Origin of the sequence: Paenarthrobacter sp. NPDC089988 (assembly GCF_044748465.1) — a bacterium.
Lineage (GTDB): Bacteria > Actinomycetota > Actinomycetes > Actinomycetales > Micrococcaceae > Arthrobacter.
In genome coordinates this window covers 145,523-171,077 of the sequence record NZ_JBIVGD010000001.1, presented here as the reverse complement: position 1 = coordinate 171,077, position 25,555 = coordinate 145,523, and the positions used below count along the sequence as shown (strand labels likewise).

The window sequence follows — 25,555 nt, the reverse complement described above, 5'->3', positions numbered from 1 at the left end:
GTGCATCACCGCATTGTTACGGATATGTTTCATGCGTCAAACACCCCGAAAACGAAGGAACCGCACCCCATGCCTCAGTCGCCCCGATCCGCAGAGAAGCCAAGGATCAGGCCTGACAGGGAACCGCTCCCCCGCGACATCAAGGTGATGCTCGCCGCAGCGTTCCTCATTGCATTGGGCTTCGGCCTGGTGGCCCCGGTGCTGCCGCAATTCGCCACCACATTCGACGTCGGCGCGACAGCTGCGGCGGTGATCGTCAGCATCTTTGCATTCATGCGGCTGGTGTTCGCGCCGGCAGGAGGCGCGCTGATCGGCCGCTTCGGGGAGCGCAATGTCTACGTCACGGGCTTGCTGATCGTAGCCGCGTCAACCGCGGCTTGCGCCTTCGCCCAGAACTACTGGCAGCTGCTGGTCTTCCGCGGACTGGGCGGCGCCGGTTCGGTCATGTTCACCGTTGCCGCCATGGGGCTGCTCATCAGGCTGGCGCCTCCCGAACGCAGGGGCCGGGTTTCGGGAGCCTACGCTTCGGCGTTCCTGATCGGCAGTGTGCTGGGCCCCGTGGTGGGTGGACTCCTGGCCGGGTTCGGGCTGCGGGTGCCGTTCCTGGCTTACGCGGGGGCGTTGCTGGTGGCCGCCGTCGTGGTCAGGACCATGCTCAGTGGCGCGAGGACGAATGGCCTGGAGACAGGTCACGCTCCGGCCATGCCCCTGCGGGAAGCCCTCCGCGACTCGGCCTACCGTGCGGCGGTCTTTTCGAGTTTCGGCAATGGCTGGGTGACGTTCGGTGTCCGCATGGCCACCATTCCCCTCTTCGCCACCGCCGTGCTGCAGTCACGGCCGGAAACCGCGGCCTGGGCCTTGGCTGTTTTTGCCGTGGGCAACGCTCTGGCCCTGACCTTTTCCGGGCGCCTTTCGGACGCTTGGGGCCGCAAGCCCCTGCTCATACCCGGGCTGGCCATCACTGCCGTGGCATCCGGGGTCATCGGCCTGACGGCTGATCTCCCGGCGTTCTTCGCAGCCTCGGCAGTGGCCGGCTTCGGTTCGGGCTTGCTGGGCCCCGCCCAGCAAGCCGCCGTCGCCGACGTCATTGGCAGGGGACGCTCCGGCGGCAAGGTGCTTGCCGTGTTCCAGATGGCCGCGGACACCGGCGCGATCATTGGCCCCGTGGTTGCGGGCCTCCTGGCCGACCAGCTCGGCTACGGCTGGGCCTTTGGAATAACAGGAGGAGTGCTCCTGGTCACCGCTGCAGCCTGGCTGCCTGCACGTGAACCCTCGAAGCACTCCTCCGTGGTTGCCGAAGACTAGTTCAGCAGGGCGTCGACGAAGCCCTCCGCTTCGAACGGTGCCAGATCGTCCGGGCCTTCGCCGAGGCCGATGAGCTTGACCGGCACGCCAAGGGTCTTCTGGATCGCGACCACGATTCCACCCTTGGCGGTACCGTCCAGTTTGGTGAGGACGATGCCGGAGATGTTCACCACTTCGGCAAAGACACGTGCCTGGTTCAGGCCGTTCTGTCCGGTGGTGGCGTCGAGGACCAGCAGGACCTCGTCCACTTCGGCGAGCTTCTCGATGACGCGCTTGACCTTGCCGAGCTCGTCCATGAGGCCGGTCTTGTTCTGCAGGCGGCCGGCGGTGTCCACCATGACCACGTCCACTTCCTGGTCGATGCCTGCCTTCACGGCCTCGTACGCAACGGAGGCGGGATCGGCGCCGTCGATGTCCGACTTCACCGTGGGAACGCCAACGCGCTGGCCCCACGTTGCCAGCTGCTCGGCCGCCGCGGCCCTGAACGTATCGGCAGCGCCCAGCAGGACGTCCTTGTCTTCGGCCACCAGGACACGGGCCAGCTTGCCTACCGTGGTGGTCTTGCCGACGCCGTTCACGCCAACAACAAGCACGACGGCGGGCCGGTCGCCTTGGCGGGAGACGTTCAGCGAACGGTCCATGCCGGGATCGACGAGCTTGACGAGTTCCTCGCGCAGCATCGCCTTGACGTGCTCGGGGTCGCGGGTGCCCAGTACCTTCACGCGTTCGCGGAGTGCCTCCACCAGTTCCATGGTGGGTTCGGTACCGAGGTCTGCCAGGAGCAGGGTCTCCTCCACCTCGTCCCACACGTTCTCGTCGATCTTGTCGCCGGAGAGCAGGGCCAGGAGGCCCTTGCCAAGGACGTTGTTGGACTTCACCAGGCGGGCGCGGAGGCGGGCCAGGCGGCCTTCGACGGGAGCCGGGGTTTCCACGGCAATGGTTTCCAGCCCGGCGGCGTCATCCGGGGCCACGGTCTCATCGATGGAGCCGTCAAATTCGGGGGCCGGCGCCTTGACGGCGTCGGGGCGGTCCTCCACCAGGGTTCCGCCGCCTGCTGCCGGCGACTGGAGGGGGTCGTTGGCGTCCCGCGTTCCGGGATATTTCGCCCCGGACTTCCGGGCCTTCAGCAGCACCGGCACCAGTCCGCCGACCACCACGAGGGCAGCGACAATGGACAGAATAATGGGTAGGAAATCGTTCACTCCCCTACCTTCTCATAAAGCTAAGCCCCGGCACCGAGCCGCTGGCTGATGACGGTTGACACCCCATCTCCCCGCATTGTGACGCCGTAGAGGGCATCGGCGACTTCCATGGTGCGTTTCTGGTGCGTGATGACGATCAGCTGGCTGGACTCCCGGAGTTCCTCGAAGATGGTGATCAGCCTGCCCAGGTTGGTGTCGTCCAGGGCAGCCTCCACCTCGTCCATGACATAGAACGGCGAAGGCCGGGCCTTGAAGATCGCCACCAGCAGCGCAACGGCGGTCAGGGAGCGCTCGCCACCGGAGAGGAGGGACAGGCGTTTGATCTTCTTGCCGGCAGGCCGGGCTTCCACCTCGATGCCCGTCGTCAGCATGTCGTCCGGATCAGTCAGCACCAACCTGCCCTCGCCGCCGGGAAAGAGGCGGGCGAAAACGTGGTCGAACTGCGCCGAAGTGTCAGCGAACGCTTCAGTGAACACCTGCTGGACGCGTGCGTCGACTTCCTTGATGATGTCCAGGAGGTCCTTCCGGCTGGACTTGAGGTCCTCCAGTTGGGTGTTCAGGAATTGGTGCCGCTCTTCCAGGGCCGCGAATTCCTCAAGCGCCAGGGGGTTGACCTTGCCCAAGGCGGCAAGCTCCCGTTCGGACTTCCTGAGCCGTTTCTCCTGCTCCTCCCGGACAAACGGAATCCCTTCAACGATCGGTTCGCCGTCCTCGTCCACCGGTGCCCTGAGAGCAGCCCATTTGTCGGTGCTGGCCGCTGCCGGAACCGGAACTGGCTGGTCAGGTCCATAGTCTGCAACGAGTTGCCCGGCGGACATGCCGAGTTCTTCGATGGACCGGGCCTCCAACGCTTCGATCCGCAGGCGCTGCTGTGCCCGGGCAAGCTCGTCCTTGTGCACGGAATCGGTCAGCTCGGCCAGTTCCTTGGCGAGGGCCTCGTTTCCTGACCGGACCTGGACGAGCTCGGACTCCAACTGCTCCCGGACCTGCTCCGCAAGGTCCCGTTCCCTCCCCGCGAGCTCTACGGACACATCGATGAACCGCTGGGTATGCTCAACAGCCAACACCACCGCTGCGGCCCTTTGCGCCTGCGCGCGCCGACGCTGCGCCCGGCGGGCCGCCTCTTCACGGGCGCGGCGTTCCGTTGCCGCCGCGCGCTCCAGCGAAGCCGCCCGGTTGCTGACGGCCCCCAACTGTTCTTCGGCCGTGCGCAGGGCCAACCGCGCCTCCATTTCGAGGGCGCGCGCATTCCTGGCCCGCAAGGCAAGTTCATCGCGCTGGTCCGTGGACGGCTCATCGTCCGGAGCTTCCTGTGCTGCTGCGAGGCGCTCGGCCGCCACCTCCAGATCGAGCTGGGCCTCGGCAATGTTCGCTTCGGCCTTTGCCAGGGAAGCAGCCAGCCTGTCACTCTCGCCCACAGCACTCCGCAGCACCGAATTAAGGTGTCCCAGCCGTTCCGCGACTGCGGCGAGCCGGGCGTCCGATTCATGCAGCCGTTCCATCGCGGCATCCGCCCGGTCCTGGATTTCGGCGCGCCTCGACTCGGCGCCGGCCAGGGCAAACCGCCCCCGTTCCAAAGCCGAGACGACCTCCCGGAGCCGGGTGTCAGCGTCGTCCACTGCCGCCTGGATCTCGAGCAGTGAGGGCGCCGCGGCGGACCCGCCCTGGGCGGCAGCGGCCGTGAGGACATCACCGCTCCTGGTCACGGCCTTGAGCCGGGGACGTTCCGCAATAACCGCGGCCGCTGCCGTGAGGTCCTCGACGACCACCGTGCCCGCAAGGAGTGTCAGCGCCCCCTGCGCCGCGGGGTCCGAGACCTTGACGACGTCCACCGCCCAGCGGGTGCCGGGAGGAGGTTCACTCCCGGCGTGGGCATCTTCGTCAGGGGACGGGGAGTCCGCCAGGAGAAGGACGGCCTTCCCGGCATCGTCTTCCTTGAGGAGCTCAAGTGCGGCGAGGGCACTCGCGGCATCGCCGGCCACTACAGCGTCCGCCGCATGCCCCAGGGCCGCCGAGACCGCGGCCTCATAGCCGCTTTCGATGGCAAGCATGACCGCGAGGGGGCCGACAATTCCGGGGACATCCCCGGCAAGGAGCCGTTCCGAGCCATCCTTGCGGTTGAGTCCCAGTTGCAGGGCATCGCGTCGGGCCGTCAAGGCGTCCCGTTCCCGGAGTGCCTGGCGCTCCGCCGTTTTGAGTTCCTCTATTTCAGCAAGGACTGATTCAAGGGCCTCGCTGGCGTCCTCATATTCGGCGTCGAGGCTTTCTTCGCCGTCTTCCACGCCCGCAACCTGGGATTCGAGGGCCGTGAACTCGCTCTGGGCCAGCCGGCGCCGCTCGTCGCCGGCCCCGAGCGACTCCCGGATCCTTCCCCGCTCAGCCTCCGCAGCCTCGGCCCGCGAACGAGCGGCCGCCACCTGGCCGGCAAGCCGGGCCAGGCCCTCACGACGGTCCGCCGCGGCCCTGAGCATGGCGGTGAGCCGCTTGTCCTCGGCGGCCGCGAGCGCCTCGGCGGCATCCTTGGCCACCGTGGCTTCCATCAACGCGGCCTGCTTGGCCAGGATGTCATGTTCCAACGCGGCTTGCTCTTCGCGGACTCTGGCGGCCTGGCGGTCGAGTTGCCCGGGATCGCGTCCGGTCTCCGGGGCGGCCTCGGAGGAACCGAGGAGCCGGCGGCGTTCTGCGGCAAGGGAACCCAGCGAGCGCAGGCGTTCACGGGCTGCGGACAACTGGTACCAATGGTCGCGCGCGGCATTGAGGCGTGGGGTCGCCTGGGCTGCTTGTTGTTCCAGCGCGGCCTGGCTCCGGCGGCCGTGCTCCAGTTCCGTTTCGACAATGAGGCGGCGTTCCTTGAGCGCCGCCTCGTCGGCGACGTCCTGCTCCAGGGTTGAGGTCAACTGCACGAGGTCATCGGCAAGCAGGCGGGCGCGGGCGTCGCGGACGTCGAACTGGACTGTCTGTGCGCGCCGGGCAATCTCCGCCTGCTTGCCCAAGGGGGTCAATTGGCGCCGGATTTCGGCGGTCAGGTCGCCCAACCGGGCCAGGTTGGCCTGCATGGCTTCGAGCTTCCGGACGGTTTTTTCCTTACGCCGGCGGTGCTTGAGGATGCCGGCCGCTTCCTCGATGAAGCCGCGGCGGTCTTCGGGAGTAGCGTGCAGGACGCGGTCCAGCTGGCCTTGCCCGACGATGACGTGCATTTCACGGCCCAGGCCGGAATCGGAGAGAAGTTCCTGGATGTCCAGGAGCCGGCAGGGGGCGCCGTTGATCGCATACTCGGAGCCACCGGCGCGGAACAGCGTTCGGGAGATGGTGACTTCGCTGTATTCGATGGGCAGTGCGTTGTCTGCGTTGTCGATGGTCAGCGACACGTGGGCACGACCCAGCGGCGGCCTGCCGGAGGTGCCGGCGAAAATGACGTCCTCCATCTTTCCGCCGCGGAGTGTCTTGGCTCCCTGCTCCCCCATGACCCAGGCCAGCGCATCCACCACATTGGACTTCCCGGATCCGTTGGGTCCCACCACCGCAGTGACGCCTGGCTCAAAGTCGAACGTCGTAGCCGACGCAAACGACTTGAATCCGCGGACAGTCAGACTTTTCAGATGCAAGGTGTTTCGGTTCTCCTGGAATTGCCCCGGTGACGGTATCTCCCAAATCTACTGCGGATTACTCGAAATCCGCGGATTCGAGGCCGGAAAGCCTTGCGGCCGGACCTCCGCAACCCTACACTCCTGCCAAGGGTTACTTGGCGTTCGCGTTCCGGTAATCCGGTTTGGTCTGAGGGTCCAATCGGTCCAACCGGGTTCCGGTCTGTGGTTCGGAACACGGGCACAGGTACCACCCCAATGGTATTTCCAACTGAAGATCATGGTTTGACCCTGGCTGGGGAGCGGCAAGCGGGGAACGCGCTGTACGCGCGGTCCCGTCATTGCAATAGGCGTACCCAGGAGTTCAGATGCCCGGTCCTTCAGCTTCCCGGCCACTGCGGTTCTTCAAGGGCTTCTTCGTGCCCTTGTTGATCGCCATGTTCGCGTCATTGCTGCCGTTCACCGCTCCTGCCGCGGTGGCGGCAGATCCATGCAACCCCATGGTGAATGCCATAGCGTGCGAGAATTCGAAACCCGGCAGTCCGCCGTCGGAGTGGGACATCACAGGAGCGGGCGACGACACCCTCCAGGGCTTCGCCACGGCGATGAGCGTCAACGCGGGCCAGCCCATCCAGTTCAAGGTGGACACCTCCGCCTCCAACTACACCATCGCCATCTACCGCACGGGCTGGTATGGCGGCAACGGTGCCCGCAAGGTAGCAGACGTGACGCCGTCGGCCTTCAGGCAGAACCAGCCGGCCTGCCGAAGCGACCTAACCACCGAGCTCTACGACTGCGGAACGTGGGCCGTTTCAGCGACCTGGCAGGTGCCCGCCACCGCAGTCTCCGGCGTCTACATCGCCTTGCTGACCCGCCCGGATACCGGCGGGCAAAGCCACATCATTTTCATTGTGCGCAATGACGGCAACCGCTCGGCCGTGGTGTTCCAGACATCGGACACCACCTGGCAGGCCTACAACACCTATGGGGGCGCCGACTTCTACCAGGGCGCGGTCAACGGACGCGCCTACAAGATCAGTTACAACCGGCCAATCGCTACCCGGGAAGGTCCCGACGGCCGCGACTTCTACTTCGCCAACGAATACCCCATGGTGCGCTTCCTGGAGCAAAACGGCTACGACGTCAGCTACATCAGTGGACTCGATACCGACACCCGGGGCGCCGAACTCCTGAACCACAAGGTATTCCTTTCGGTGGGCCACGATGAGTATGTGTCCGGCAACCAGCGGGCCAACATCACCGCTGCCCGCGATGCCGGAGTGAACCTCCAGTTCCTTTCCGGCAACGAAATGTACTGGCGTACGCGGTTCGAGCCTTCCAGCGTTGACGGCACCGCCGGGCGTACCTTGACGAGCTACAAGGAAACCTGGTCCAACGACAAGATCGATCCCAGCACCCAATGGACAGGAACGTGGCGCGATCCCCGTTTCGCATCCCAGGCCAACGGCGGCGGCCTTCCTGAAAACGGCCTGACCGGCACCCTGTACATGTCCAATTTCTCCGACCTCCCCGTGACTGTCTCGGCCGAGGAAGGCAAGACGCGGCTTTGGCGGAATACCTCCCTGACCTCCATGGCCGCCGGGACCAAGACGGCCCTGGCCGCGCACACCGTGGGCTATGAGTCGGACGAGGACCTGGACAACGGCTTCCGGCCGGCCGGCCTCGTCAGGCTGTCCACCACCACCGGCCCCGTGACCGAATACCTGCAGGACTTCGGCAACACGGTCAAAGCCGGCACTACAACCCACAACGTGACCCTGTACAAGGCAGCGAGCGGTGCACTGGTGTTCTCGGCCGGCAGCGTCCAGTGGACCTGGGGCCTGGACCAGGAACACGACGGCAACGGCGCCCCTGCCGATGTCCGGATGCGGCAGGCCCAGGTCAACTTGTTCGCCGACATGGGGGCCCAACCGGCAACCCTTGCATCCGGGCTCGTCGCCGCGACGGCGAGCGCCGACAAGACCGGTCCCACGGTAACCATCAGCGCTCCGGCGAACGGGGCCACCATCGCCCAAGGCGCCAGCGTAACTGTCACGGGAACGGCCACAGATGCTGGCGGCGGAGTAGTGGCCGGCGTCGAGGTCTCTACCGACGGGGGCACCTCCTGGCATCCTGCCACAGGGAAGGCTTCGTGGAGCTACACCTACATCCAAAAGGGCCTCGCAACGGCGACGGTACAGGTGCGTGCAGTTGACGACAGCGCGAACATTGGCGCGATCGCCACTCGCAACCTGACCTTGAGCGGCCCGTACACGGTGTTCGGCCAGACTGTTCCGGCCACCGTGGATTCCGGTGACGGCGGCGCTTACGAAATGGGCATGCGGTTCACGCCGTCCGTGGACGGTTTCGTGACCGGTGTCCGGTTCTACAAGAGCACAGCCAACACCGGCACGCACATCGGTTCGCTGTGGAATGCCGCCGGTGAACGCGTGGCCACTGCGACGTTCGCCAACGAGACCGCCTCGGGTTGGCAGACGGTGTTGTTCAGCCAGCCCGTGCCCGTCACCGCGGGCCAGAAGTACACGGCTTCATATTGGGCTCCGAGGGGCCACTATGCCACCAAGGACTTCCAATGGGCGTACTCCGGGTTCAACGATGCCCCGATGAAGGTTGCCGGTGGCTTCGGCGCCGAACCCGCGGGCGTGTACAGCACCTCCCAGGGGTATCCAACGGCCAGCTTCAACGGCGGCAACTATTTTGTTGACGCAGTATTCAGCACAACGGACACCTCGCCGTTGACCGTTTCGAGCCAAACGCCCATCCCGTCGTCTTCGAGCGTCTCTGTCTCCACCACGGTGAGCGGTGTCTTCTCGAAGCCCGTCACGGCCAGCACGGTCCAGTTGACGGTACGCACTTCCGCAGGCACGTCCGTTGCGGGCACCACTGCCTATGACGCCGTGGCCCGGAAGGCGACGTTCACGCCGTCGGCCGCTTTGGCCTTCAGTACGCAGTACAACGTGACCCTGGCCGCGACGGCCACTACCGGCGGCACGGTTACTTCCGGAGGGACGTGGCAGTTCACTACTGCGGCGACCGTTCCGCCACCGGGTTCGTGCCCGTGCAGCCTCTACAACGACAGCGTGACTCCCGGCATTGCGCAGATCCAGGACGGTGTGCCGTTGACGCTCGGAGTACGGTTCACCAGTGTCTCGGCCGGCCAGGTGACGGGCATCCGGTTCTACAAGTCGGCCGGCAACACCGGCACGCACACCGGCGCCCTGTACTCGGCCACGGGAACGCAGCTTGCCACGGTCACGTTCGCCAATGAAAGCAGCGCGGGATGGCAGACGGCCATGTTCAGCCAGCCCGTCCAGATGGCGGCCAACACCGAGTACATCGCCGCCTACAAGTCGCTGACGGGAACCTACTCGGCTACGAGCAACGGCTTCGGCTCAGGAATGAGCGTGGGTCCGCTGCGGACGGTCTCCGATGCCGGCGCCTACTCGTACAGCCAGGATTTCCCGAGTTCCAGGTCCACTGCGAGTTACCTGGTTGACGTGGTGGTCATGGTGTCCGCCCCGGCCTTCACAGTGGGCAGCCAAACGCCCCTTGCAGGTGCCTCGAGCGTTCCGTTGAACACACCGGTCAGCGGTGTCCTCTCGGAGGCGGCCTCGAATGTGGCCTTGGGCCTGAAGACAGCCAGTGGCACCGCCGTTGCCGGTACCTCGGCCTATGACCAGGCAACCCGCAAGGTGACGTTCACGCCTACCAACCCGCTGGCGGCAGGAACAAGCTACACGGCCACCGTCACGGCGACTGCGACGTCCGGCACGCCTATCTCAGGTAACACCTGGACGTTCACCACAGTGCCCGTTCCACGGACACCCGATGCGTGCCCCTGCACGCTGTACCAGGACACCGAAACGCCCACCACCGCCGAAGTGAACGACGGCGTGCCTCTCTCCTTGGGCGTCAGGTTCAGCAGCGATATCGCCGGCCAAATCACAGGGATCCGCTTCTACAAGTCCAGCGGCAACACCGGAACGCACACCGGTTCGCTGTACACGCTGGCCGGGCAGCAGTTGGCCACCGTGACCTTCACCAACGAGTCCAGCACCGGCTGGCAGACTGCGACGTTCAGCCAACCCGTGAATATCACGGCCGACACCGAGTACATCGCCGCCTACAAGACGACCACCGGCAAATATTCCTACTCCGCCGGCGGCTTTGGAGATGGCTTCGCCAGCGGCCCGCTGCGGGTGGTCACGGACTCCGGCGAGTATTCGTACAGCGCCGACTTCCCGAACACCAACTCCACGGCCAGCTACTTGGTTGACGTAGTGTTCAACCAGCCAGCCCAGAACCTGAGCGTCACGTCCCAGGTTCCGGCACCGGGGGCAACGGCCATCCCGACGGACGTGAAGCCTTCCATCACGTTCTCCACGGCGGTCAACCCGGGCGTCACGTTCACCGTGACGGCGAACGGTTCTTCGGTGGCCGGCACAGCGGCGTTGTCCGCTGATTCACGGACAGTGACGTTTACTCCCGCAGCCGCCCTGCCGGCCAGCACCGTCATCACTGCCAACGTGTCCAACATCGCCAGCCCGCAGGGACAGACCCTGCCACCGAGCACCTGGCAGTTCACGACGGCGAGCGCGGCAGTCCAGCAAAGCACCATCTTCGGGACACTGGCCCCGCAGGTGGCGGCGTCCACCGACACCAAGTCGGTGGAGCTGGGCACCGCCTTCACCGTCTCCACGGCCGGCAACGTGACAGGTATCCGTTTCTACAAGGGCACCGGCAACACCGGGACCCACGTTGGATCGCTGTGGAACTCGGCGGGAACGCGCCTGGCACAGGTGACGTTCACGAATGAATCCGCCACCGGTTGGCAGACAGCTACCTTGTCCACTCCGGTCGCCCTGTCCACGGGCCAGACGTACGTGGTGTCCTACCGGGCGCCCAACGGCCGCTACTCGTACACGCAGGGCTTCTTCAACACCACGTGGACCAGCGGTCCGTTCACCGCTTCGGGGCCCAACAACGGCCTGTACCGTTACGGAAACGGCGGCGTGATGCCGAACAGCTCGTGGAATGCCACCAACTACTTTGTTGACGTGGTGTACTCCACCGGCGGCCAGACGCAGTTGCAGGCTCCGGCCCAGACTCAGACGGCAACACCAACCCCAACGCCGACTCCTACTCCCACTCCCACTCCCACTCCCACGGCGACGGGTACTCCTTCCCCCAGCCCGTCTCCCACCCAGTCGGGTGGCCTGCTCTGCGGCCTGGTGGGGATTTGCTGACAGCCGGCCAGCCCTGTTTACCTGACCACGCTGGGCGACCACGCATGGGCGATGAACAGGCCCGGCTGCGCGGCGGGGTCGGTACCCGACTGCCAGATGTTGCTGTCCCCCTCGGTGGCCTCGTCAGCCAACCCATAGAGGACTGTGTGGTTGTCCAGCCACTCGATCTGGTCGTCCACGCTGCGCTTCTCCGACAGGACGGTTTCCTTGCCCGAGGCAAGATCCAGTATGGCCACCCGCCAGTGCGCGTTGAGCGGCCCGCCGTCGTTCTTCTTGTAGGCGATGCGCGTACCGTCCGGCGAGATGGACGGGCACTCCACATTGTCGTGGACGGCGGTGAGTGTCCTCGCGGAAAGGCTTCCCTTGACCAGCCAGATCCGCCCGGACGAGGCCGCCGTGGCGTAGAAAGTATCGCTCTGCCCCGGGGCGAACGTCACTCCCCACAGGTTCCTGTCAGTCGCCATCAGCCGCTCCCCGTTGACCATGAGGGCAAAGTCCTCAAGGTTGCCCAGGCTGGCGGAGTTCTGCGTGATTTCGGTGGCGGTGGAGAATCCCGTTGTCGCATAGGAGTGCCCGGTGACGAAGACCGTGGTGGCAATCAGTGAGCCATCCGGACTGATCCGGGTACGGCTTGGTATGCCCGCCAGTGGCCAGGATCGCTGTTGCTGCCAGTCCCGGTTCAGGACGTCGGCTTCAAAGGCCGTCACCAGACCGCGGTTGGCCTTGAGGCACACAACTTCGGAGGACGTGCCGTACACGCGGTCGCACGCCTGTTCGCTCACGGCCCGGGTACCGCCTGGCGCCGACAACGGAACTGTTGCGGCGTTGCCGTAGCCTTGCCCGGCGGCCGTATTCCTGAACAGCACGAAGGGAACGAGTGGAAGCGCCTGCCCGGCAGTAACGCCAACTGATGGAGCTGCCGTCCGGCTTTCTTCGAAGCGCTGGTAGGCGTTCACCGCGTAGATGCCCGCCCCTGCCAGAACGAGGGCCGTCACCGCCAGGAGGATGCCCCAGCGCAGCCTCCCTCCGGTCAGCAGCGCACTCATGCGCGGCCCACGCGGGGACGGGCTCCCGGCAGAATGAACACGACGGCCACCACGGCACAGGCGAGCAGGATCCCGGCCAACAGGACTGCAGTCGAGGCACCCACGGCGAACCACAACACACCGAAACCTGCGGACGCCGTCATCCGGGTCAGGGCCACCACTGTCTGGGCCGACGCGATGCCGGTGGCCAGCTTTCCCTGTGGCGTCAACTGGGCAGCCAGCGCAGCCAGCACACCGTCCGTGGCGGCATAGAAGGCGCCGAGGAGGACCAGGCAGAGGACGGTGGCCCAGAGCCCGCCGAGGGGTGCGGCCGCCAACAGATAGCACGCCAACAGGGCGAGGTGTCCGGCGATGAACACCGGGACTTTGCCAAACCTGTCAGCAAGCCGGCCCAAGGGAACGGCCAACGCCAGGAAAGCCACGTTGGTGCCCACGAACAGGAGCGGGAACCATTGGACCGCGAACGAATCCCGGTCCTGGAGGACCAGGTAGATGAACCCGTCACCGATGGTCACCAAACCCAGCAGGCCGGCGGCGATCAGGAGCCGCCCGAGGCCCGGTTCCTTCAAGTGCTTCCAGGAGAAGGCGAAGATCCGGCGTTGCTCCTTGGAAAGTCCCTGTTTCAACCCGCCCGCTTGCAGGTCCGGCACCACAAGCCCCAGGACGGTCACGCCAATGACGGCAAACGCCAGCGACACCACAAAGACGGTGCTGAAGCCGTTGGGAATGACCAGCAACACCAGGAAGGCGATCAGCGGGCCGGCCGCCGCACCGATGTTGTCCAGCATCCGGTGGATGCCGAAGGAGCGTGCCAAATGTTCGGGTTGCGCGGACACCGAGATGAGCGCATCGCGTGGAGCCGTGCGGATTCCCTTGCCAATGCGGTCGCCCGTCACAATGGCGGCGATGGCCCAGAACCCGCCTGCGAACAGGAACCCGATCCTGGCCAGCATGGACAAGCCGTAGCCGGCCAACGCGATCCGTTTCGGGTGGCCGCTCCGGTCTGCGGCCCACCCCGCGGCAATCCGGACGATTGCGCTGGCGCCTTGGTTGATGCCGTCAATGAAGCCAAAGGCAATGGTGGACAGTCCCAGGAACCCGGTCACATACAGCGGCAGGATGGCCGTGACCGATTCCGAGGAGACGTCCGTGACCATGCTGACAATGCCAAGCCAAATGATGATGGGCGACAAACGAAACGGCACCTCGTGGGGAAGTGCCGTTTGCGTGCCTTCCGGCTTTTCCTTCTTGCCGCCGCTGCGATCGGAGAGAGAAATGTACATGGTGCCCCTAGTCCGCCGTCGAGTGCAGGCTGCCCAAAAGTTGGAACCTCGAGTTGCCGGTGCCCGTCGTGGACACAGACACGGTCACAGTATCGGTGCCCCGCACGAACCTCGCTGCGACGGCGGCTTCGCCGGCAGGAGCGTCCTCCGACCAAAATCCGTGCGGAACCAAGGAGGCACGGAAGGAGTCCAGGACTGCCTGCTGGGTGGTGCCGACGATCCCGTCCGCAGAAAGCTGCATGACGTCACCCGACGTCGAAATGCTGGTTGAGCCCACAGTGGTGCCTGCGGGGAGTGCCAGGATGGCGCTGGGCCAGCCGTCCACTACCTTGCCGCTCGCCGAGCCCGCAGGAGGCAGGCTTCCCTTGAGGAGAGGAGCCGGCGCCGACGGCGCAGGGAGCCCTGTGGGAGTGGAAGTCACGGGCGGAAGGACCTCCAGCGGTTTGGCGCTGGGCTGGGCTCCGGAACCTTCCGCTCCCGCAGAACTGCCCGACGTCGGACTTCCGGACGGCTGCTCCCCGGCACCGGAGCCGGCGGTGCTCCCCGGAGCCGGGCTGGCGGATGAGGATCCCTGGGCTGTGGTGGCCGAAGGCCGCACCGCCATCTGGTCAAGGACCACAGCGATCACCGCAATCACCAGGGCGAGGCCCAGTCCGGCTATCACCCACCGCCGGGCGTTCATGGCTTACCCGGACTCGCCGCGCCACCCAGCAACTGGTGCGCCCTCGCTTCGAGGCCGTCGTCGACGAAGTCGTAGATGAACGATGCCAACCAGATCACCACCGTTGCAGATATCCAGCCAACAGGGCCGTTGATGAGGAATCCATGGGAAAAAATGCCGGTCAAGAGGAGGATGAGCACCGTGGCCACCAGTCCGGCAAGGACGGTGGCACCTTTTGTCACCAGCCAGGTCCTGGGGCGGCTGGAGCTTTGCGTACGCCGACGGAACAGCGCAAGGACCAGGGGCTTGACCAGGAGGGTGGCCGCAGTGAACACGATGACGGCCCAGAGGAACCCGGCGCCCAATCGGACCCCGGGTAAAACTGACGCCACCCACAAGGTGATGGCGTTGAAAACCAGTGCGATGGCGATTTTGACCGCCAAGCTTTTCATGGGGACAGTAAACCATTGCCACCCGGAATCCGGAACAGTTTTGCCCCTGTGAAACTCCGGTTACCAGCGGCCGTTCCGGGGGCGCGGCTGGCACACCGGACACGTGTAGGAAGAGCGGTTCATGAACTGTTCGCGCTTGATCATGGTGTGCAGGCTCACTGACTCGCAGCGGCGGCAGTTTTCGCCTGCCCGGCCGTACGCATTAAGGGAGCGCGCAAAGTAGCCGGAGTCACCGTTGACGTTGACGTACAGCGAATCGAAGCTGGTCCCACCGGCATCGAGTGCGGCACTCATGACATCCCTGACGGCGTCCACCAGCCGCTCCGCATCGCCGCGCCGCAACTTGTCCGTTGGCCGGGCGTAGTGCATTTGCGCCAGCCAGAGGGCTTCATCGGCGTAGATGTTGCCAATACCGGAGATCAGGGACTGGTCCAGGAGCGCCCGCTTGAGTCCGGTTTTCTTCGACTTCACCTTGCGGTAGAAGGTATCGAACGAAAAATGCGGATCAAGCGGGTCACGGGCAATGTGGGCGGCTTCCTCGGCGATCTCCGGCAAGGGCGTCTCCCCCAGTCCGCCCGGTCCGCCGTCGGAGGTGGGAACAAGCGCGGTGACGAACAGGCCTCCGAAAATCCGTTGGTCAACGAACCGCAACTGTTCCGGCATATCGTCGGCGGCGCTCAGCCTTATGCGGACCTTGAGGTGTTTTTCGTCCGGAACGTGGGGATCCTGCATGAGCAATTGCCCGCTCATGCCCAAGTGCGCCATGAGCGCCACCCTGGGAAGCGTCAGGTCTGCCCTGTCCATGGCCAGCGGCATCCACAGGAATTTGCCGCGGCGCACCACGTCCAACACCGTGGCGTGTTCCAGATTTCCAATGAAGTCCTCCACACCCAGCGCATGCCGGCGGATGGAGCGGGGGTCGATGACATCCACACCGGTGATGCGGCGGCCGCGTACCCAACGGGCCAGCCCACGGCGCACCACTTCTACCTCGGGAAGTTCAGGCATGGATCAGGCGGATGCCGGCCCGGCCGCAGCTTCTTGGCCTGTTGGAGTTTGTTCGGGCGTGTTCAGGGCACGCCACGCATCCGCCGCGGCCTCCTGCTCGGCTTCCTTCTTGGAGTGGCCGGATCCGCGGCCATAAGGCGTACCGCCGATGATCAGGACGGCTTCGAAGGTGCGGGCGTGGTCCGGGCCGGAACCTTCCACGGCGTAGTGGATGGCGCCGAGCTGCCTGCTGGCCGTCAGTTCCTGGATGCTGGTCTTCCAGTCGGTACCGGCGCCAAGGGCGCCCGCGTCCTTGAGCAGTGGACCCACGAGGCGCATGACCAGCTGGCGGGCGGTCTCCATGTCATTGGAAAGATAGGTGGCGCCGATCAGGGCTTCCATGGTGTCAGCGAGGATGGACGCCTTGTTCTTGCCGTCGGTCAGCTTTTCGCCTTGGCCGAGGTAAATGAACTCGCCAACGCCAAGTGTCCGGCCGATGCCGGCCAGAGCCCGCGTACTGACGACGGCGGAACGTCTCTTGGCGAGTTCGCCTTCGGGGAGTTCGGGGTGCTCGCGGTACAAGGAATCGGTAACGGAGAATCCCAGGATGGAGTCGCCGAGGAACTCAAGGCGCTCATTGGTGGGGATGCCCCCATTCTCGTACGCGTAAGAGCGGTGTGTCAGAGCAAGACGAAGCGTCTCGGTGTCAATGAAGACACCGAGACGCTTCAGAAGCTCTTCAGTTGAAGACATCCTTTGTCAGCCTGTGCGGCAGATCAGGCGTCTGCGACCTTGCGGCCCTTGTATTCAAGGAACAGCGCGGTGCCGGCGGAGTCGGTGACGACCTTTGCCTGGTGCGGCAGGCTGTAAACGACCTGACCGTTTTCGATGGTCTTGACCAGTGCGGGGGCAGTTGCCTTCCACTGGGCACGACGTGCGCGTGTGTTTGCGCGAGACATTTTCCGCTTGGGAACAGCCACGGCTATCTCATTTCTCTCTTAGTCCAACAGTTACTAATCAGTTTGCCGGTCAGTCTTAGCCAGATCAGCTAGGGCAGCCCAGCGAGGGTCCAGGACCTCGTGGTGGTGCCCCGGCTCGTCTTCCAGGCGCACTCCACATTCGGAGCAAAGGCCCTGGCAGTCTTCCCGGCACACCGGCTGGAACGGCAGCATGGTGACTACTGCGTCCCGCAACACCGGCTCAAGATCGATCAGATCGTGCTCGACTCGACGTTGCTCTTCATCGTCTTCTTCGGCAGAAAGCTCTTCACCTTCGTAGAAGAAAAGTTCTTGCACATTGACCTCAAGGTCATACGCAAGGGGATCCAGGCATCGACCGCATTCACCGGTTACGCCGACGATTGCGGTTCCAGATACCAAGATTCCTTCGTGTACGGCCTCAAGCCTGAGATCCAGCTCGACATCCGAGCCTTCCTCCACGCCAATGAGTGCCACACCAAGATCACTCGGTGCAGGTACATGCTCCGTGAGCGTCCGCATGGTCCCGGGACTGCGTCCAAGGTCCTTGACCAACAATGCCAAGGGCGAACTTGCATCTCGCTTAATGAGAACTCCTGTAGAACATATGACCGACGTACCATCTTAGCCTGATCACGCTTGAGGACTCAAACCGGCGCCGCGCACGCCAAAGGGCTCGGGACTACGGTAGGGAATCCTCCAGCAGGGGCTGCGAAGGCACGGATTACAGACTACCCGTTGCGGGGCACTTCTGCCGGAGGCTCGCCCGCAAGGAGCCGCCTCAGGACCGATTTGGGAACGAAATCGGAAATATCGCCGCCCAGGGCGTTGATTTCCTTGATCAAGGTGGAAGACAGGTGCACGTAGTGGGCTTCGGCCGGAAGGAACACGGTTTCGACGCCGGAAAGTTGGCGGTTCATGGTGGCCATGGGCAATTCATAGTCGAAGTCCGAGGACGACCGCAGGCCCTTGACGATGGCCGAGACGCCACGGCGGCGGCAATATTCCGCCAGGAGGCCTTCGCCCATGGGCTCCACGATGATTCCCCGCAACGACGCAAGGGTTTCGCGGGCCATCTCCATCCGGTCCTCAAGGCTGAACCGGTATTTCTTGGCGTAGTTGGTGGACACGGCCACGATGACTTCATCGAACAACCCGGCGGCGCGGGCGATCACTTCGAGATGGCCGTTGTGTATCGGGTCAAAGGATCCTGGGCATACCGCGCGTCTCATGAGTCGAACCTACCCCAAAGCTTCACCGGGATACCATGGCTGACATGTCACCGGCAGGAAGCAGCGCACCAGTCCACACAAGCACTCCATGGCAGCGGGCCGCGACGGGCGCCAACCTGCTGGCGCCCGATGGGAAGCTCGGTGTGACGATCTTCGAGGAGATGACCACCTTGGCCATGTCCACAGGTGCCATTAACCTGGGCCAAGGCTTCCCCGACGAGGACGGACCCGCCGAAATGAAGGCTGCCGCGCAGGCCGCGATCGCCGCGGGCGCCAATCAATATGCGCCGGGGAAGGGCATCCCGCAATTGCGCGAAGCCGTCGCCCGGCACCAGGAGCGGTTCTACGGCCTGGCCCCTGATCCGCTCACCGAGGTGGTCATTACCACCGGCGCCACCGAGGCCATCGCCGCGTCCCTGCTGGCGTTCGTCCAGCCCGGCGATGAAGTCCTGACTTTCGAGCCGTTCTATGACTCGTACGGCGCGATCATCGGCCTGGCAGGTGCCACGCATGTGACCGCTCCCCTGCTGGCCCCCGACTTCCAGCCGGACCTTGATGCCTTGGAGCGGGCCTTCAGCCACCGCACCAGGGTGGTGCTCCTGAACAACCCCCACAATCCCATGGGTTCGGTGCTGACCCGCGAGGCGTTGGCCAAGGTGGTGGAACTCGCCACGAAGTACGACGCCATCATTGTCAGCGACGAAGTCTACGAACACCTGACCTTCGGGGTGGCCCACCTTCCGGTTGCCACGCTGCCCGGCGCCGCCGAACGGACCATCACCATCTCTTCCGCCGGAAAGACCTTCTCCTTCACGGGGTGGAAAATCGGCTGGCTGAGTGGTCCTGCGGAGCTGGTAGCGGCTGCACGCACGGTCAAGCAGTTCCTCAGTTACAGCTCCGGCACACCGTTCCAAAGCGCAGTGGCCGTGGGGCTTGCACTGCCGGACAGCTTCTACGCGGAAATCGCAGGCACACTGCAGCACAAACGCGACATCCTTGCCGACGGCCTCCGGGCGGCAGGCTTTGGGGTCTACACCCCCAGCGGAACCTACTTCGTCAACGTGGACACGGCCCCGTTGGGAATCAGCGATGCGGTGGATCTGGCACGACGACTCCCGGAGCTGGTGGGCGTTGCCGCCATTCCGGTTCCGGTTTTCTGCCACCAGGAAGGAGCGGAACGCACCCGGAGCCTCCTGCGCTTCGCCTTCTGCAAGAAAACCGAGGTTCTCCAGGAAGCGGCGTCACGGCTCGCAACGTTGAAGGACCGGCTCTGAACCGCCCCGACGGCGGCCACGGGGCCTCCCGCTTCCTCCGTGCAAGCGGCGTCCACGCCAGCATCGAGGCCGACACCCTGGTGCCCGGCAGCTACATCCTCAGCATGGGCGGAGCCGAACAATCCCACGTCAACCTGGCCAACCCATCGGAGATCTTCTACGAGTACCTGCGGCGGATCGGTCACGTGGTGGATCTTGCCGCCACCCCTGGAGCGGCCATCTCTGCCCTCCACCTCGGCGCGGGAGCGTTGACGCTGGCCCGCTACATCCAGGCAACGCGTCCGGGCTCCCGGCAGCACGCCGTCGAACTTGAACGGGAACTGCTGGACTTCGTCCTCCACCAGTTGCCCATGCCGGACGGGACACGTCTCACGACGCATATCGCTGACGCCCGGGCCGCCCTGGCGGAGCTTCCTGCCGAACTGCGTTTCGACGTCGTCATCCTTGACATCTTCTCCGGCCCGGACGCTCCGGCCCACATTGCCTGCACCGGATTCTATGAAGAGGCCGCGCAGCGGCTCCAACCGGACGGAGTGCTGATAGTGAACGTGGGCGACGAACCAGCCCTCACCCTGGTGCGCAGCCAGGTGAAAGCCATGCAGGAAGCGATGGCTGACGTTGCGGCCTTCGCCGAAACCGGAATGTTCGAGGGCCGGTATCCGGGCAACATCATCCTGGTGGGGACGCAAACAAGGTGGTCCCCGGCCTGGACGTCCGAGCTCCTGGCCCGTGGCCCCCACCCTGCCACCGTGCTGACCGGCGTGGACCTGGACAAGATCTCCGGCTAGGCGGGTTCTTCCGGATGGGGCATTGCCGGATCCTCAGGCAGGCTCGGCGAACCAGAGCATGGTTTCGCCGTACTTCTTATCAGCAAAACACTCCAGCATTTCAGGCCACGTCGGTTCGGGACTCCTCGATGAGCGTTCCACCACCACCACTGCGCCTTCGTCCAGGTGCGGTGCCAGCTTGGCCAGGACCGCATTGAGCGCCGGTTCCTCCAAGGGATAGGGCGGGTCGAGGAACACCAGGTCCCACAAAACCGTCCCGTCGGCGCGTTCCAGGAAGGACTCCACCTTGGAACGGTGGACGGAAACCTTCTTGCCGCCCAGGACCTGGTTGACCATATCCGCATTGCGCTGGCAGACGTCACTGGCACGGCCATCGAATTCAACCAGTTCAACGCTCCGCGCTCCGCGGCTGGAACTTTCGATGCCCAAGGAGCCCGAGCCCGCATAGAGGTCCAGCACCCGGGCGTCGTCAATCACGGCCAGCGACTCCAGCCGCGAAAAGAGCGCTTCCTTGACCCGGTCCGTCGTAGGCCTGGTGGCGGTACCCGGCACGCTGGCAAGCGGGTTCCCTCCGGCGACGCCGGCGATGACCCGGCTCATGCCGGGCCTCCGGGCACCAGCTGGGTGCCGTTGTTGCTAACCGCGCTCAAGGAACGCCTCCTTCTCGGGATTCAAATACTCGTCAATGGCAGCGGCCAGTGCCGGCTGGCGAGCCAGGGATGGGTCCCCGGAAACCAAGGCCTGTGCGTCCGCACGGGCGCGGGCAATCAGGTCCTCGTGTTCCAGGACGCGCAGCAGTTTGAGGGTGGAGCGGCCGCCCGACTGCGAAGCCCCCAGGATGTCCCCCTCGCGCCGCAGCTTCAGGTCCTCCTGGGACAACTCGAAGCCATCGGTGGTGGACGCCACGGCATCCAGCCGGCGACGGCTGGGGTGCCCGGGTTCCAAGGTGGTGACCAGGAGGCACGTCCCGGGCAGCCCGCCACGGCCAACCCGGCCACGCAACTGGTGCAGCTGCGAGATGCCGAAGCGGTCGGCGTCGAGGATCACCATCAGGGTGGCGTTGTGGACGTCGACACCCACCTCGATCACGGTAGTGGAGACCAGGACCTTGGTTTCATTGGCCGCGAAGGAAGCCATGGTCTCCGACTTCAGCTGCGGATCCTGCCGCCCATGCAGCGGCGCCAGGGGCACACCGGCCAGCGACGGCTCCTCCAGGAGGCTCTCGACGACGGCCGTCACCGAGGCGAGTTCGCGCGCCGGCCCTTCCTCTGACAGTTCGGCGTCGGTAGGTTCCTTTTCTCCGGGGCTGAAGTCACCGTCGTCGTCCGAACCGATTTTGGGGCAGACCACATAGACCTGGTGGCCGGCTTCCACTTCTTCCCGGGAGCGCTTCCATATCCGGTCCACCCATCCGGGGTTTTCCGCCAGGCCCACCACATGCGTGGAAATGGGAGCGCGGCCCGCGGGCAACTCATCCAGGATGGACGTCTCAAGATCGCCAAAGACCGTCATGGCGACCGTCCGGGGAATGGGCGTGGCGGTCATAACCAACAAATGGGGTGGCCGCAGCGCCTTGGCCCGCAGGGCATCGCGCTGCTCCACGCCAAAACGGTGCTGTTCATCCACCACGATCAGGCCGAGGTCCTGGAAGCTCGTCTTGTCGCTCAAGAGTGCGTGCGTACCGATGACGATCCCGGCGTTGCCGGAGGCGGCGTCAAGCATGGCCTGTTTGCGTGCTGCGGTGGGCATGGAACCCGTCAGGAGCGTGACCCGGACCCCTTGCTGCCCGGAATCCCCTCCGAGCATTCCGGCACCGCCGAACAGTTGGTCCCGTGCCAGCGGTCCCAGGGTCCGTCGAATGGAATCGAAATGCTGGGCAGCGAGCACCTCGGTGGGAGCCAGCAGCGCTGCCTGGCCCCCGGCGTCCACCACCTGGAGCATCGCCCGGAGGGCAACGATCGTCTTTCCGGAACCCACCTCGCCTTGCAGGAGCCGGTTCATGGGGGTGTCGCGGGCGAGCTCGTCGGACAGCGTCTTGCCCACCGTCGCCTGGCCGGCAGTCAGGGTGAAGGGCAGGTTCCGGTCAAACTCCGCCAACAGTCCCCCGGCAGCCGGACGTCTGGCTGTCGCTTCCTCGGCAGCCAACTGCGCCCGCCGCCGGGCCAGGGCCGTTTGCAGGACCAGCGCTTCCTGGTACCGGAATCGGCCCTGGGCCCGCTGCCAGTCCTTGGCTGTCTCCGGTGAATGGATCAAGCGGTAGGCATCGGCCACGCTCAACAGGCCGTCCCTGGCAACGACGGATTCCGGGAGCGGATCGGCCAAAGCATCGAGGTCCAGGGTTTCCAGCAATGCTGTGATGACCTTATGGATGGACCAGCTGGTGAGCTTGGCAGTGGCCGGGTAGACCGGGATGGGCATGGCCGCAAGCTTCCCGGGATCGATCGAGCCCTCAGCGTCAGGGTCTTCATCCAGCAGGATGAAATCCGGATTGGTCAGGCCCAGGGCGCCGGCGTACCGGGTGACCTTTCCAGAGAACATGGCACGACGGCCCTGCAGGAGCTCGGCCTTGGCGCGGAAACCGTTAAAGAAACTGACCTTCAACGTGCCGGGAACCTGGCTTCCACCGGCCTCGTCCGTCACCACGATGTCCGTGATGGAACCACGGCGGGCGCGCATCTGCCGGGTGCTGTTGGAAACTACCCGGGCAATCAGGGTCACTTCCTCGTCGAGGGGAAGGTTGCTGATGGGCGTCAGTTCCCCACGGTTCAGGTACCTTCGCGGAAAGTAGTTGAGCAGGGCGCCGGTAGTCCGCAGTCCAAGGTGCTTTTCAATGACGGCCGCGGAGCGCTTTCCGATCCTGCGTTCAAGCGGCAACTCCACTTCAGTCGTCATGCCCGCCCATCGCGTCCCGTGGCAGGGCCAACTGGCTGACCGCGATGTCCGTGGGCTCGCCCAACGAACGGATCAGGGCCACTGCGGGTTCAGGATCGGGAACGTGGACGTGGACCCGCCACCGGTAGCTGGCATCAACCGGGGAGTCGTCGTCGTCATCATCACCGCGTGAGCCGCCGCCCACCTGGCTCATGATCACGGAGTCGCCCATTTCGTCCAGGCGCTGGCGCAGGATGGCAGCGTTCAAGGGGGAAAGCTCAATGGTGCACATGACCTCCACCCCGTCGTCGGCAGGCATGTGCTCGTGGATATGTGGATCCTGGAGTTTGTAGCCGTGCAAGCCGTCCAGTAGTTCGTCCTGCAACTCTTCACCGAGCACGGCTGAGCGCAGGCAGTCCAGCACCAGGAGCATTCCAACGCCACCGGCATCCACAACACGGGCTTCATGCAACGGAGCAAGCTCGTCCTCGGTACGCACCACAGCCTGGAATGCGGCCTCAACGGTGGCATCCAGTGCCAGGCCGAGTGCGTGGTTGCTGTCATCGCCGTTCTGGGTGGCGTCCGCGGCCTGCGCCGCATGCGCAGCCGCCTCCAGGACGGAGAGCATGGTGCCGGATACCGGTTCGCTCAACGCGGACCAGGCCCGGATCTGCGCCCGGTTCAAGGCAGTGGCAAGAAGCGGGGCACTCAGCCTGGGCTTGCCCGCCAGCGGCTCGGCCGCCGCGCACAGGAAGACGGCGAAAAGTGTTCCCGAGTTGCCCCTTGCCTGTTCCATGGCAGCCTGGCCGGCCCGGGCCAGCACGGCGCCAACGTCGTTTCCGGCGTCCTGGGCCTCGGAGCCGTTGCCGCCCAGGGCGGCTGCGGCGGCGCGGACCGTGAGATACAAGTTGGTTCCGGTATCGCCGTCGGCAACAGGGAAGATGTTGATCGCATTAAGGCGGTCGCTGTGGTTGCCGAGGACCACCTCCGCCTTGCCGAGCCAACGCTTCATGGCGTGCGCATTCGCTGCGATCTTAGTCTGCAAAGTGATCCCATCCCACGGTGTCAGCAGCCTGCCCGGCAATCCGGACGCCGTCGCCTTGTGACCCGGCAACCGCCTGAACTGAGCCTATCGCAGTGAAGCCGTCAGGTAACTGGATATCTGCTGGGAAGGTGGCCAGCAAACCATGGTCTTCGCCACCGCCCACCACCCACGGCATGGGATCCTGGCCCAGCAACGCAGCGACGGGTTCCAAGGCAGCGGCATAGCCCTTCAACGCCACGGGATCGAAGTCGAGGACGGCGTTGCTCGCAGCGGCGAGCCGACCGGCGTCGCGCAGTAACCCATCCGAAATGTCCATCATGGCCGTGGCACCGGCACTGGCGGCCAGGGGTCCGGCAGCCAGGGGCGGGGTGGGCCGGCACTGGCTGTCCGCCAGGGACCGCTGCTCCGCGGTCCACCCGGTCACGGGAACGTGGCTCTCCAACAGTGCCAGGCCGGCCGCCGCGCGCCCCAACGTGCCGGCCACCGCCACGACGTCCCCGGCGCGGGCGCCCGAACGCAGGACCGGCGCCAGGCCACCCAGCGAACCCACGACGGCGACAGTCACCGCGATCTCCCGGCCGCGGCCGAGGTCGCCACCGGAAACCGAACAGTCAGGTGCTCCGAGGGCAATGATGGCAGCGGTGAGACCATCGGCGAAATCTTCCACCCAGGCCACCGGCGTGGCAGGCGGCATGGTGAGGCTGACCACCAAGGACGTGGCTTGGCCGCCCATCGCGTTGATGTCGCTCAAGTTCTGCGCGGCGGCCTTCCAGCCGACATCGAAACCAGTGGTCCGGTAGCCGCTGTTCCAGGAAAGGCGGAAATCCTGGTCCTGGGTCTGAGTATCGATGGAGATGAGGGTGCGGCCATCCGGAGCAGCCACCATGGCGGCGTCGTCCCCCGGCCCCAGGAGGATGCTGGCGCTGGTGTTCAAGCGCGGAAAAATCCGGGAAAGGAGCTGGGACTCGCTCACGTGGGCGACTGTCAATGGTTCAGCTGGCAACTGTTCTGCGGGCACGCTCCTACGCTATCGCGGGCCACCGACAGATTAATGCGGGATAGGCTGGACTGATGCACCGAAAGACCCTTCGCCGTACAGCGGCGGCCATTGCCGTGTCCGGAATCGCTGTCCTTGCCTTGTCTGCCTGCTCCCCCGCCGTGGATGTCTCTCCGGCAGCGGACGCCGCGAATCCCGCGTGCGCGCCCATGATGGTGGCGCTTCCGGACAAGATCGGCGATGCGGCGTTGCGCAAGACCAACAGCCAGGCAACGGCGGCGTGGGGGGATCCTTCGCAGGTCATCCTGAGGTGCGGGGTGAACGTCCCGGGACCCACTACCGACCGTTGCGTCAGCGTCAACGACATTGATTGGGTCATCAAGGAAGGCGATCCCTACTACACCCTGACCACCTACGGCCGGGAGCCTGCCACGGAAATCCTCATGGATCCCGACAAGATCAGTTCCGCAACGGTGCTGGCAGATCTTGCCAACGCCGCAGGCAAAATCAAGGCCACCCGCCAGTGCGTGGGCCAGGAAGACCTGCAGGACCTGCCGTCCACCAAGTAGGGCGGCCGGCAGAGT

20 protein-coding genes are annotated in these 25,555 nt (G+C 65.1%); 5 read left to right on the top strand and 15 right to left on the bottom strand.

The annotated features are described in order from the left end of the window. Window positions 1–69: 69 nt before the first annotated feature. A complete protein-coding gene (locus ACIPV6_RS00780) occupies window positions 70–1,305 on the top strand; it encodes an MFS transporter (RefSeq protein WP_400269098.1) in 1,236 nt (411 codons plus the stop codon). On the opposite strand, the gene ftsY is transcribed toward ACIPV6_RS00780, so the two are convergent. Continuing rightward, the gene (gene ftsY, locus ACIPV6_RS00775; RefSeq protein WP_400269097.1) at window positions 1,302–2,507 is read right to left on the bottom strand and encodes a signal recognition particle-docking protein FtsY; all 1,206 of its coding nucleotides are present in this window, start codon (window positions 2,505–2,507) and stop codon (window positions 1,302–1,304) included. The genes ACIPV6_RS00780 and ftsY overlap by 4 nt on opposite strands. 20 nt (window positions 2,508–2,527) lie before the next feature. Then, the gene (smc, locus tag ACIPV6_RS00770) at window positions 2,528–6,112 is read right to left on the bottom strand and encodes a chromosome segregation protein SMC (RefSeq protein ID WP_400269096.1); all 3,585 of its coding nucleotides are present in this window, start codon (window positions 6,110–6,112) and stop codon (window positions 2,528–2,530) included. A 347-nt stretch (window positions 6,113–6,459) separates the two neighbouring features. On the opposite strand from smc, the gene ACIPV6_RS00765 reads away from it, so the two are divergent. Then, window positions 6,460–11,358 carry a DUF4082 domain-containing protein gene (locus tag ACIPV6_RS00765; RefSeq protein WP_400269095.1) on the top strand — a complete coding sequence of 1,633 codons (4,899 nt, stop codon included), beginning with the start codon at window positions 6,460–6,462 and terminating at the stop codon, window positions 11,356–11,358. Window positions 11,359–11,375: 17 nt separating this feature from the next. Here ACIPV6_RS00765 and ACIPV6_RS00760 read toward each other — a convergent pair whose 3' ends face one another. The 9 genes from ACIPV6_RS00760 to coaD all read right to left on the bottom strand — a co-directional run bounded on the left by ACIPV6_RS00760 (window position 11,376) and on the right by coaD (window position 17,996). Then, the gene (locus ACIPV6_RS00760) at window positions 11,376–12,404 is read right to left on the bottom strand and encodes a TolB family protein (protein WP_400269094.1); all 1,029 of its coding nucleotides are present in this window, start codon (window positions 12,402–12,404) and stop codon (window positions 11,376–11,378) included. Beyond that, window positions 12,401–13,687 carry an MFS transporter gene (locus ACIPV6_RS00755; RefSeq protein ID WP_400269093.1) on the bottom strand — a complete coding sequence of 429 codons (1,287 nt, stop codon included), beginning with the start codon at window positions 13,685–13,687 and terminating at the stop codon, window positions 12,401–12,403. Before ACIPV6_RS00755 ends, ACIPV6_RS00760 begins: the two co-directional genes overlap by 4 nt. 7 nt (window positions 13,688–13,694) lie before the next feature. After that, the gene (locus tag ACIPV6_RS00750) at window positions 13,695–14,369 is read right to left on the bottom strand and encodes a hypothetical protein (protein WP_400269092.1); all 675 of its coding nucleotides are present in this window, start codon (window positions 14,367–14,369) and stop codon (window positions 13,695–13,697) included. Then, window positions 14,366–14,800 carry a phage holin family protein gene (locus ACIPV6_RS00745; RefSeq protein ID WP_400269091.1) on the bottom strand — a complete coding sequence of 145 codons (435 nt, stop codon included), beginning with the start codon at window positions 14,798–14,800 and terminating at the stop codon, window positions 14,366–14,368. Before ACIPV6_RS00745 ends, ACIPV6_RS00750 begins: the two co-directional genes overlap by 4 nt. 60 nt (window positions 14,801–14,860) lie before the next feature. Next, window positions 14,861–15,808, bottom strand: coding sequence for a bifunctional DNA-formamidopyrimidine glycosylase/DNA-(apurinic or apyrimidinic site) lyase (mutM, locus tag ACIPV6_RS00740; RefSeq protein ID WP_400269090.1), 948 nt, complete (start codon window positions 15,806–15,808; stop codon window positions 14,861–14,863). A 3-nt stretch (window positions 15,809–15,811) separates the two neighbouring features. Beyond that, window positions 15,812–16,540 (bottom strand): ribonuclease III, encoded by a 729-nt coding sequence (gene rnc, locus ACIPV6_RS00735; protein ID WP_400269089.1) that lies wholly within the window; start codon window positions 16,538–16,540, stop codon window positions 15,812–15,814. 23 nt (window positions 16,541–16,563) lie between these two features. Next, window positions 16,564–16,767 carry a 50S ribosomal protein L32 gene (gene rpmF, locus ACIPV6_RS00730; RefSeq protein ID WP_207614841.1) on the bottom strand — a complete coding sequence of 68 codons (204 nt, stop codon included), beginning with the start codon at window positions 16,765–16,767 and terminating at the stop codon, window positions 16,564–16,566. Between the two features lie 33 nt (window positions 16,768–16,800). Beyond that, complete coding sequence (locus tag ACIPV6_RS00725; RefSeq protein ID WP_400269088.1) at window positions 16,801–17,328, bottom strand: YceD family protein; 528 nt, start codon at window positions 17,326–17,328, stop codon at window positions 16,801–16,803. Window positions 17,329–17,495: 167 nt separating this feature from the next. After that, window positions 17,496–17,996 (bottom strand): pantetheine-phosphate adenylyltransferase, encoded by a 501-nt coding sequence (gene coaD, locus ACIPV6_RS00720; protein WP_400269087.1) that lies wholly within the window; start codon window positions 17,994–17,996, stop codon window positions 17,496–17,498. 35 nt (window positions 17,997–18,031) lie between these two features. On the opposite strand from coaD, the gene ACIPV6_RS00715 reads away from it, so the two are divergent. Together ACIPV6_RS00715 and ACIPV6_RS00710 are read left to right on the top strand one after the other, a co-directional pair. Further along, entirely contained in the window at window positions 18,032–19,270 is a 1,239-nt protein-coding gene (locus ACIPV6_RS00715; protein ID WP_400269086.1) for an aminotransferase class I/II-fold pyridoxal phosphate-dependent enzyme, read from the top strand. An 80-nt stretch (window positions 19,271–19,350) separates the two neighbouring features. Beyond that, window positions 19,351–20,058 (top strand): spermidine synthase, encoded by a 708-nt coding sequence (locus tag ACIPV6_RS00710; RefSeq protein ID WP_400269085.1) that lies wholly within the window; start codon window positions 19,351–19,353, stop codon window positions 20,056–20,058. Between the two features lie 33 nt (window positions 20,059–20,091). On the opposite strand, the gene rsmD is transcribed toward ACIPV6_RS00710, so the two are convergent. Genes rsmD through thiL form a run of 4 tightly spaced genes read right to left on the bottom strand, consistent with a single transcriptional unit; the run spans window position 20,092 to window position 24,977 of the window. After that, complete coding sequence (gene rsmD, locus ACIPV6_RS00705; protein WP_400269084.1) at window positions 20,092–20,658, bottom strand: 16S rRNA (guanine(966)-N(2))-methyltransferase RsmD; 567 nt, start codon at window positions 20,656–20,658, stop codon at window positions 20,092–20,094. A 36-nt stretch (window positions 20,659–20,694) separates the two neighbouring features. Then, on the bottom strand, window positions 20,695–22,950 hold the full coding sequence (locus ACIPV6_RS00700) for an ATP-dependent DNA helicase RecG (protein WP_400269083.1): 2,256 nt from the start codon (window positions 22,948–22,950) through the stop codon (window positions 20,695–20,697). Further along, window positions 22,940–23,941, bottom strand: a complete 1,002-nt coding sequence (locus tag ACIPV6_RS00695) for a DAK2 domain-containing protein (protein WP_400269503.1) — start codon at window positions 23,939–23,941, stop codon at window positions 22,940–22,942. Before ACIPV6_RS00695 ends, ACIPV6_RS00700 begins: the two co-directional genes overlap by 11 nt. Window positions 23,942–23,963: 22 nt before the next feature. Then, window positions 23,964–24,977 carry a thiamine-phosphate kinase gene (thiL, locus tag ACIPV6_RS00690; protein WP_400269502.1) on the bottom strand — a complete coding sequence of 338 codons (1,014 nt, stop codon included), beginning with the start codon at window positions 24,975–24,977 and terminating at the stop codon, window positions 23,964–23,966. A 68-nt stretch (window positions 24,978–25,045) separates the two neighbouring features. Here thiL and ACIPV6_RS00685 point away from each other — a divergent pair, with 68 nt between their 5' ends. After that, window positions 25,046–25,540, top strand: a complete 495-nt coding sequence (locus tag ACIPV6_RS00685; protein ID WP_400269082.1) for a DUF3515 family protein — start codon at window positions 25,046–25,048, stop codon at window positions 25,538–25,540. The last annotated feature ends 15 nt before the right edge of the window (window positions 25,541–25,555 follow it).

Bases quoted from the DNA above. Each gene is read 5' to 3' on its own strand.
- ACIPV6_RS00780 (WP_400269098.1), top strand. From the start codon at position 70: ATGCCTCAGTCGCCCCGATCCGCAGAGAAGCCAAGGATCAGGCCTGAC.
- ACIPV6_RS00765 (WP_400269095.1), top strand. From the start codon at position 6,460: ATGCCCGGTCCTTCAGCTTCCCGGCCACTGCGGTTCTTCAAGGGCTTC.
- ACIPV6_RS00760 (WP_400269094.1), bottom strand. From the start codon at position 12,404: ATGAGTGCGCTGCTGACCGGAGGGAGGCTGCGCTGGGGCATCCTCCTG.
- ACIPV6_RS00755 (WP_400269093.1), bottom strand. From the start codon at position 13,687: ATGTACATTTCTCTCTCCGATCGCAGCGGCGGCAAGAAGGAAAAGCCG.
- ACIPV6_RS00750 (WP_400269092.1), bottom strand. From the start codon at position 14,369: ATGAACGCCCGGCGGTGGGTGATAGCCGGACTGGGCCTCGCCCTGGTG.
- ACIPV6_RS00745 (WP_400269091.1), bottom strand. From the start codon at position 14,800: ATGAAAAGCTTGGCGGTCAAAATCGCCATCGCACTGGTTTTCAACGCC.
- mutM (WP_400269090.1), bottom strand. From the start codon at position 15,808: ATGCCTGAACTTCCCGAGGTAGAAGTGGTGCGCCGTGGGCTGGCCCGT.
- rnc (WP_400269089.1), bottom strand. From the start codon at position 16,540: ATGTCTTCAACTGAAGAGCTTCTGAAGCGTCTCGGTGTCTTCATTGAC.
- coaD (WP_400269087.1), bottom strand. From the start codon at position 17,996: ATGAGACGCGCGGTATGCCCAGGATCCTTTGACCCGATACACAACGGC.
- ACIPV6_RS00715 (WP_400269086.1), top strand. From the start codon at position 18,032: ATGGCTGACATGTCACCGGCAGGAAGCAGCGCACCAGTCCACACAAGC.
- rsmD (WP_400269084.1), bottom strand. From the start codon at position 20,658: ATGAGCCGGGTCATCGCCGGCGTCGCCGGAGGGAACCCGCTTGCCAGC.
- ACIPV6_RS00700 (WP_400269083.1), bottom strand. From the start codon at position 22,950: ATGACGACTGAAGTGGAGTTGCCGCTTGAACGCAGGATCGGAAAGCGC.
- ACIPV6_RS00695 (WP_400269503.1), bottom strand. From the start codon at position 23,941: ATGAAGCGTTGGCTCGGCAAGGCGGAGGTGGTCCTCGGCAACCACAGC.
- ACIPV6_RS00685 (WP_400269082.1), top strand. From the start codon at position 25,046: ATGCACCGAAAGACCCTTCGCCGTACAGCGGCGGCCATTGCCGTGTCC.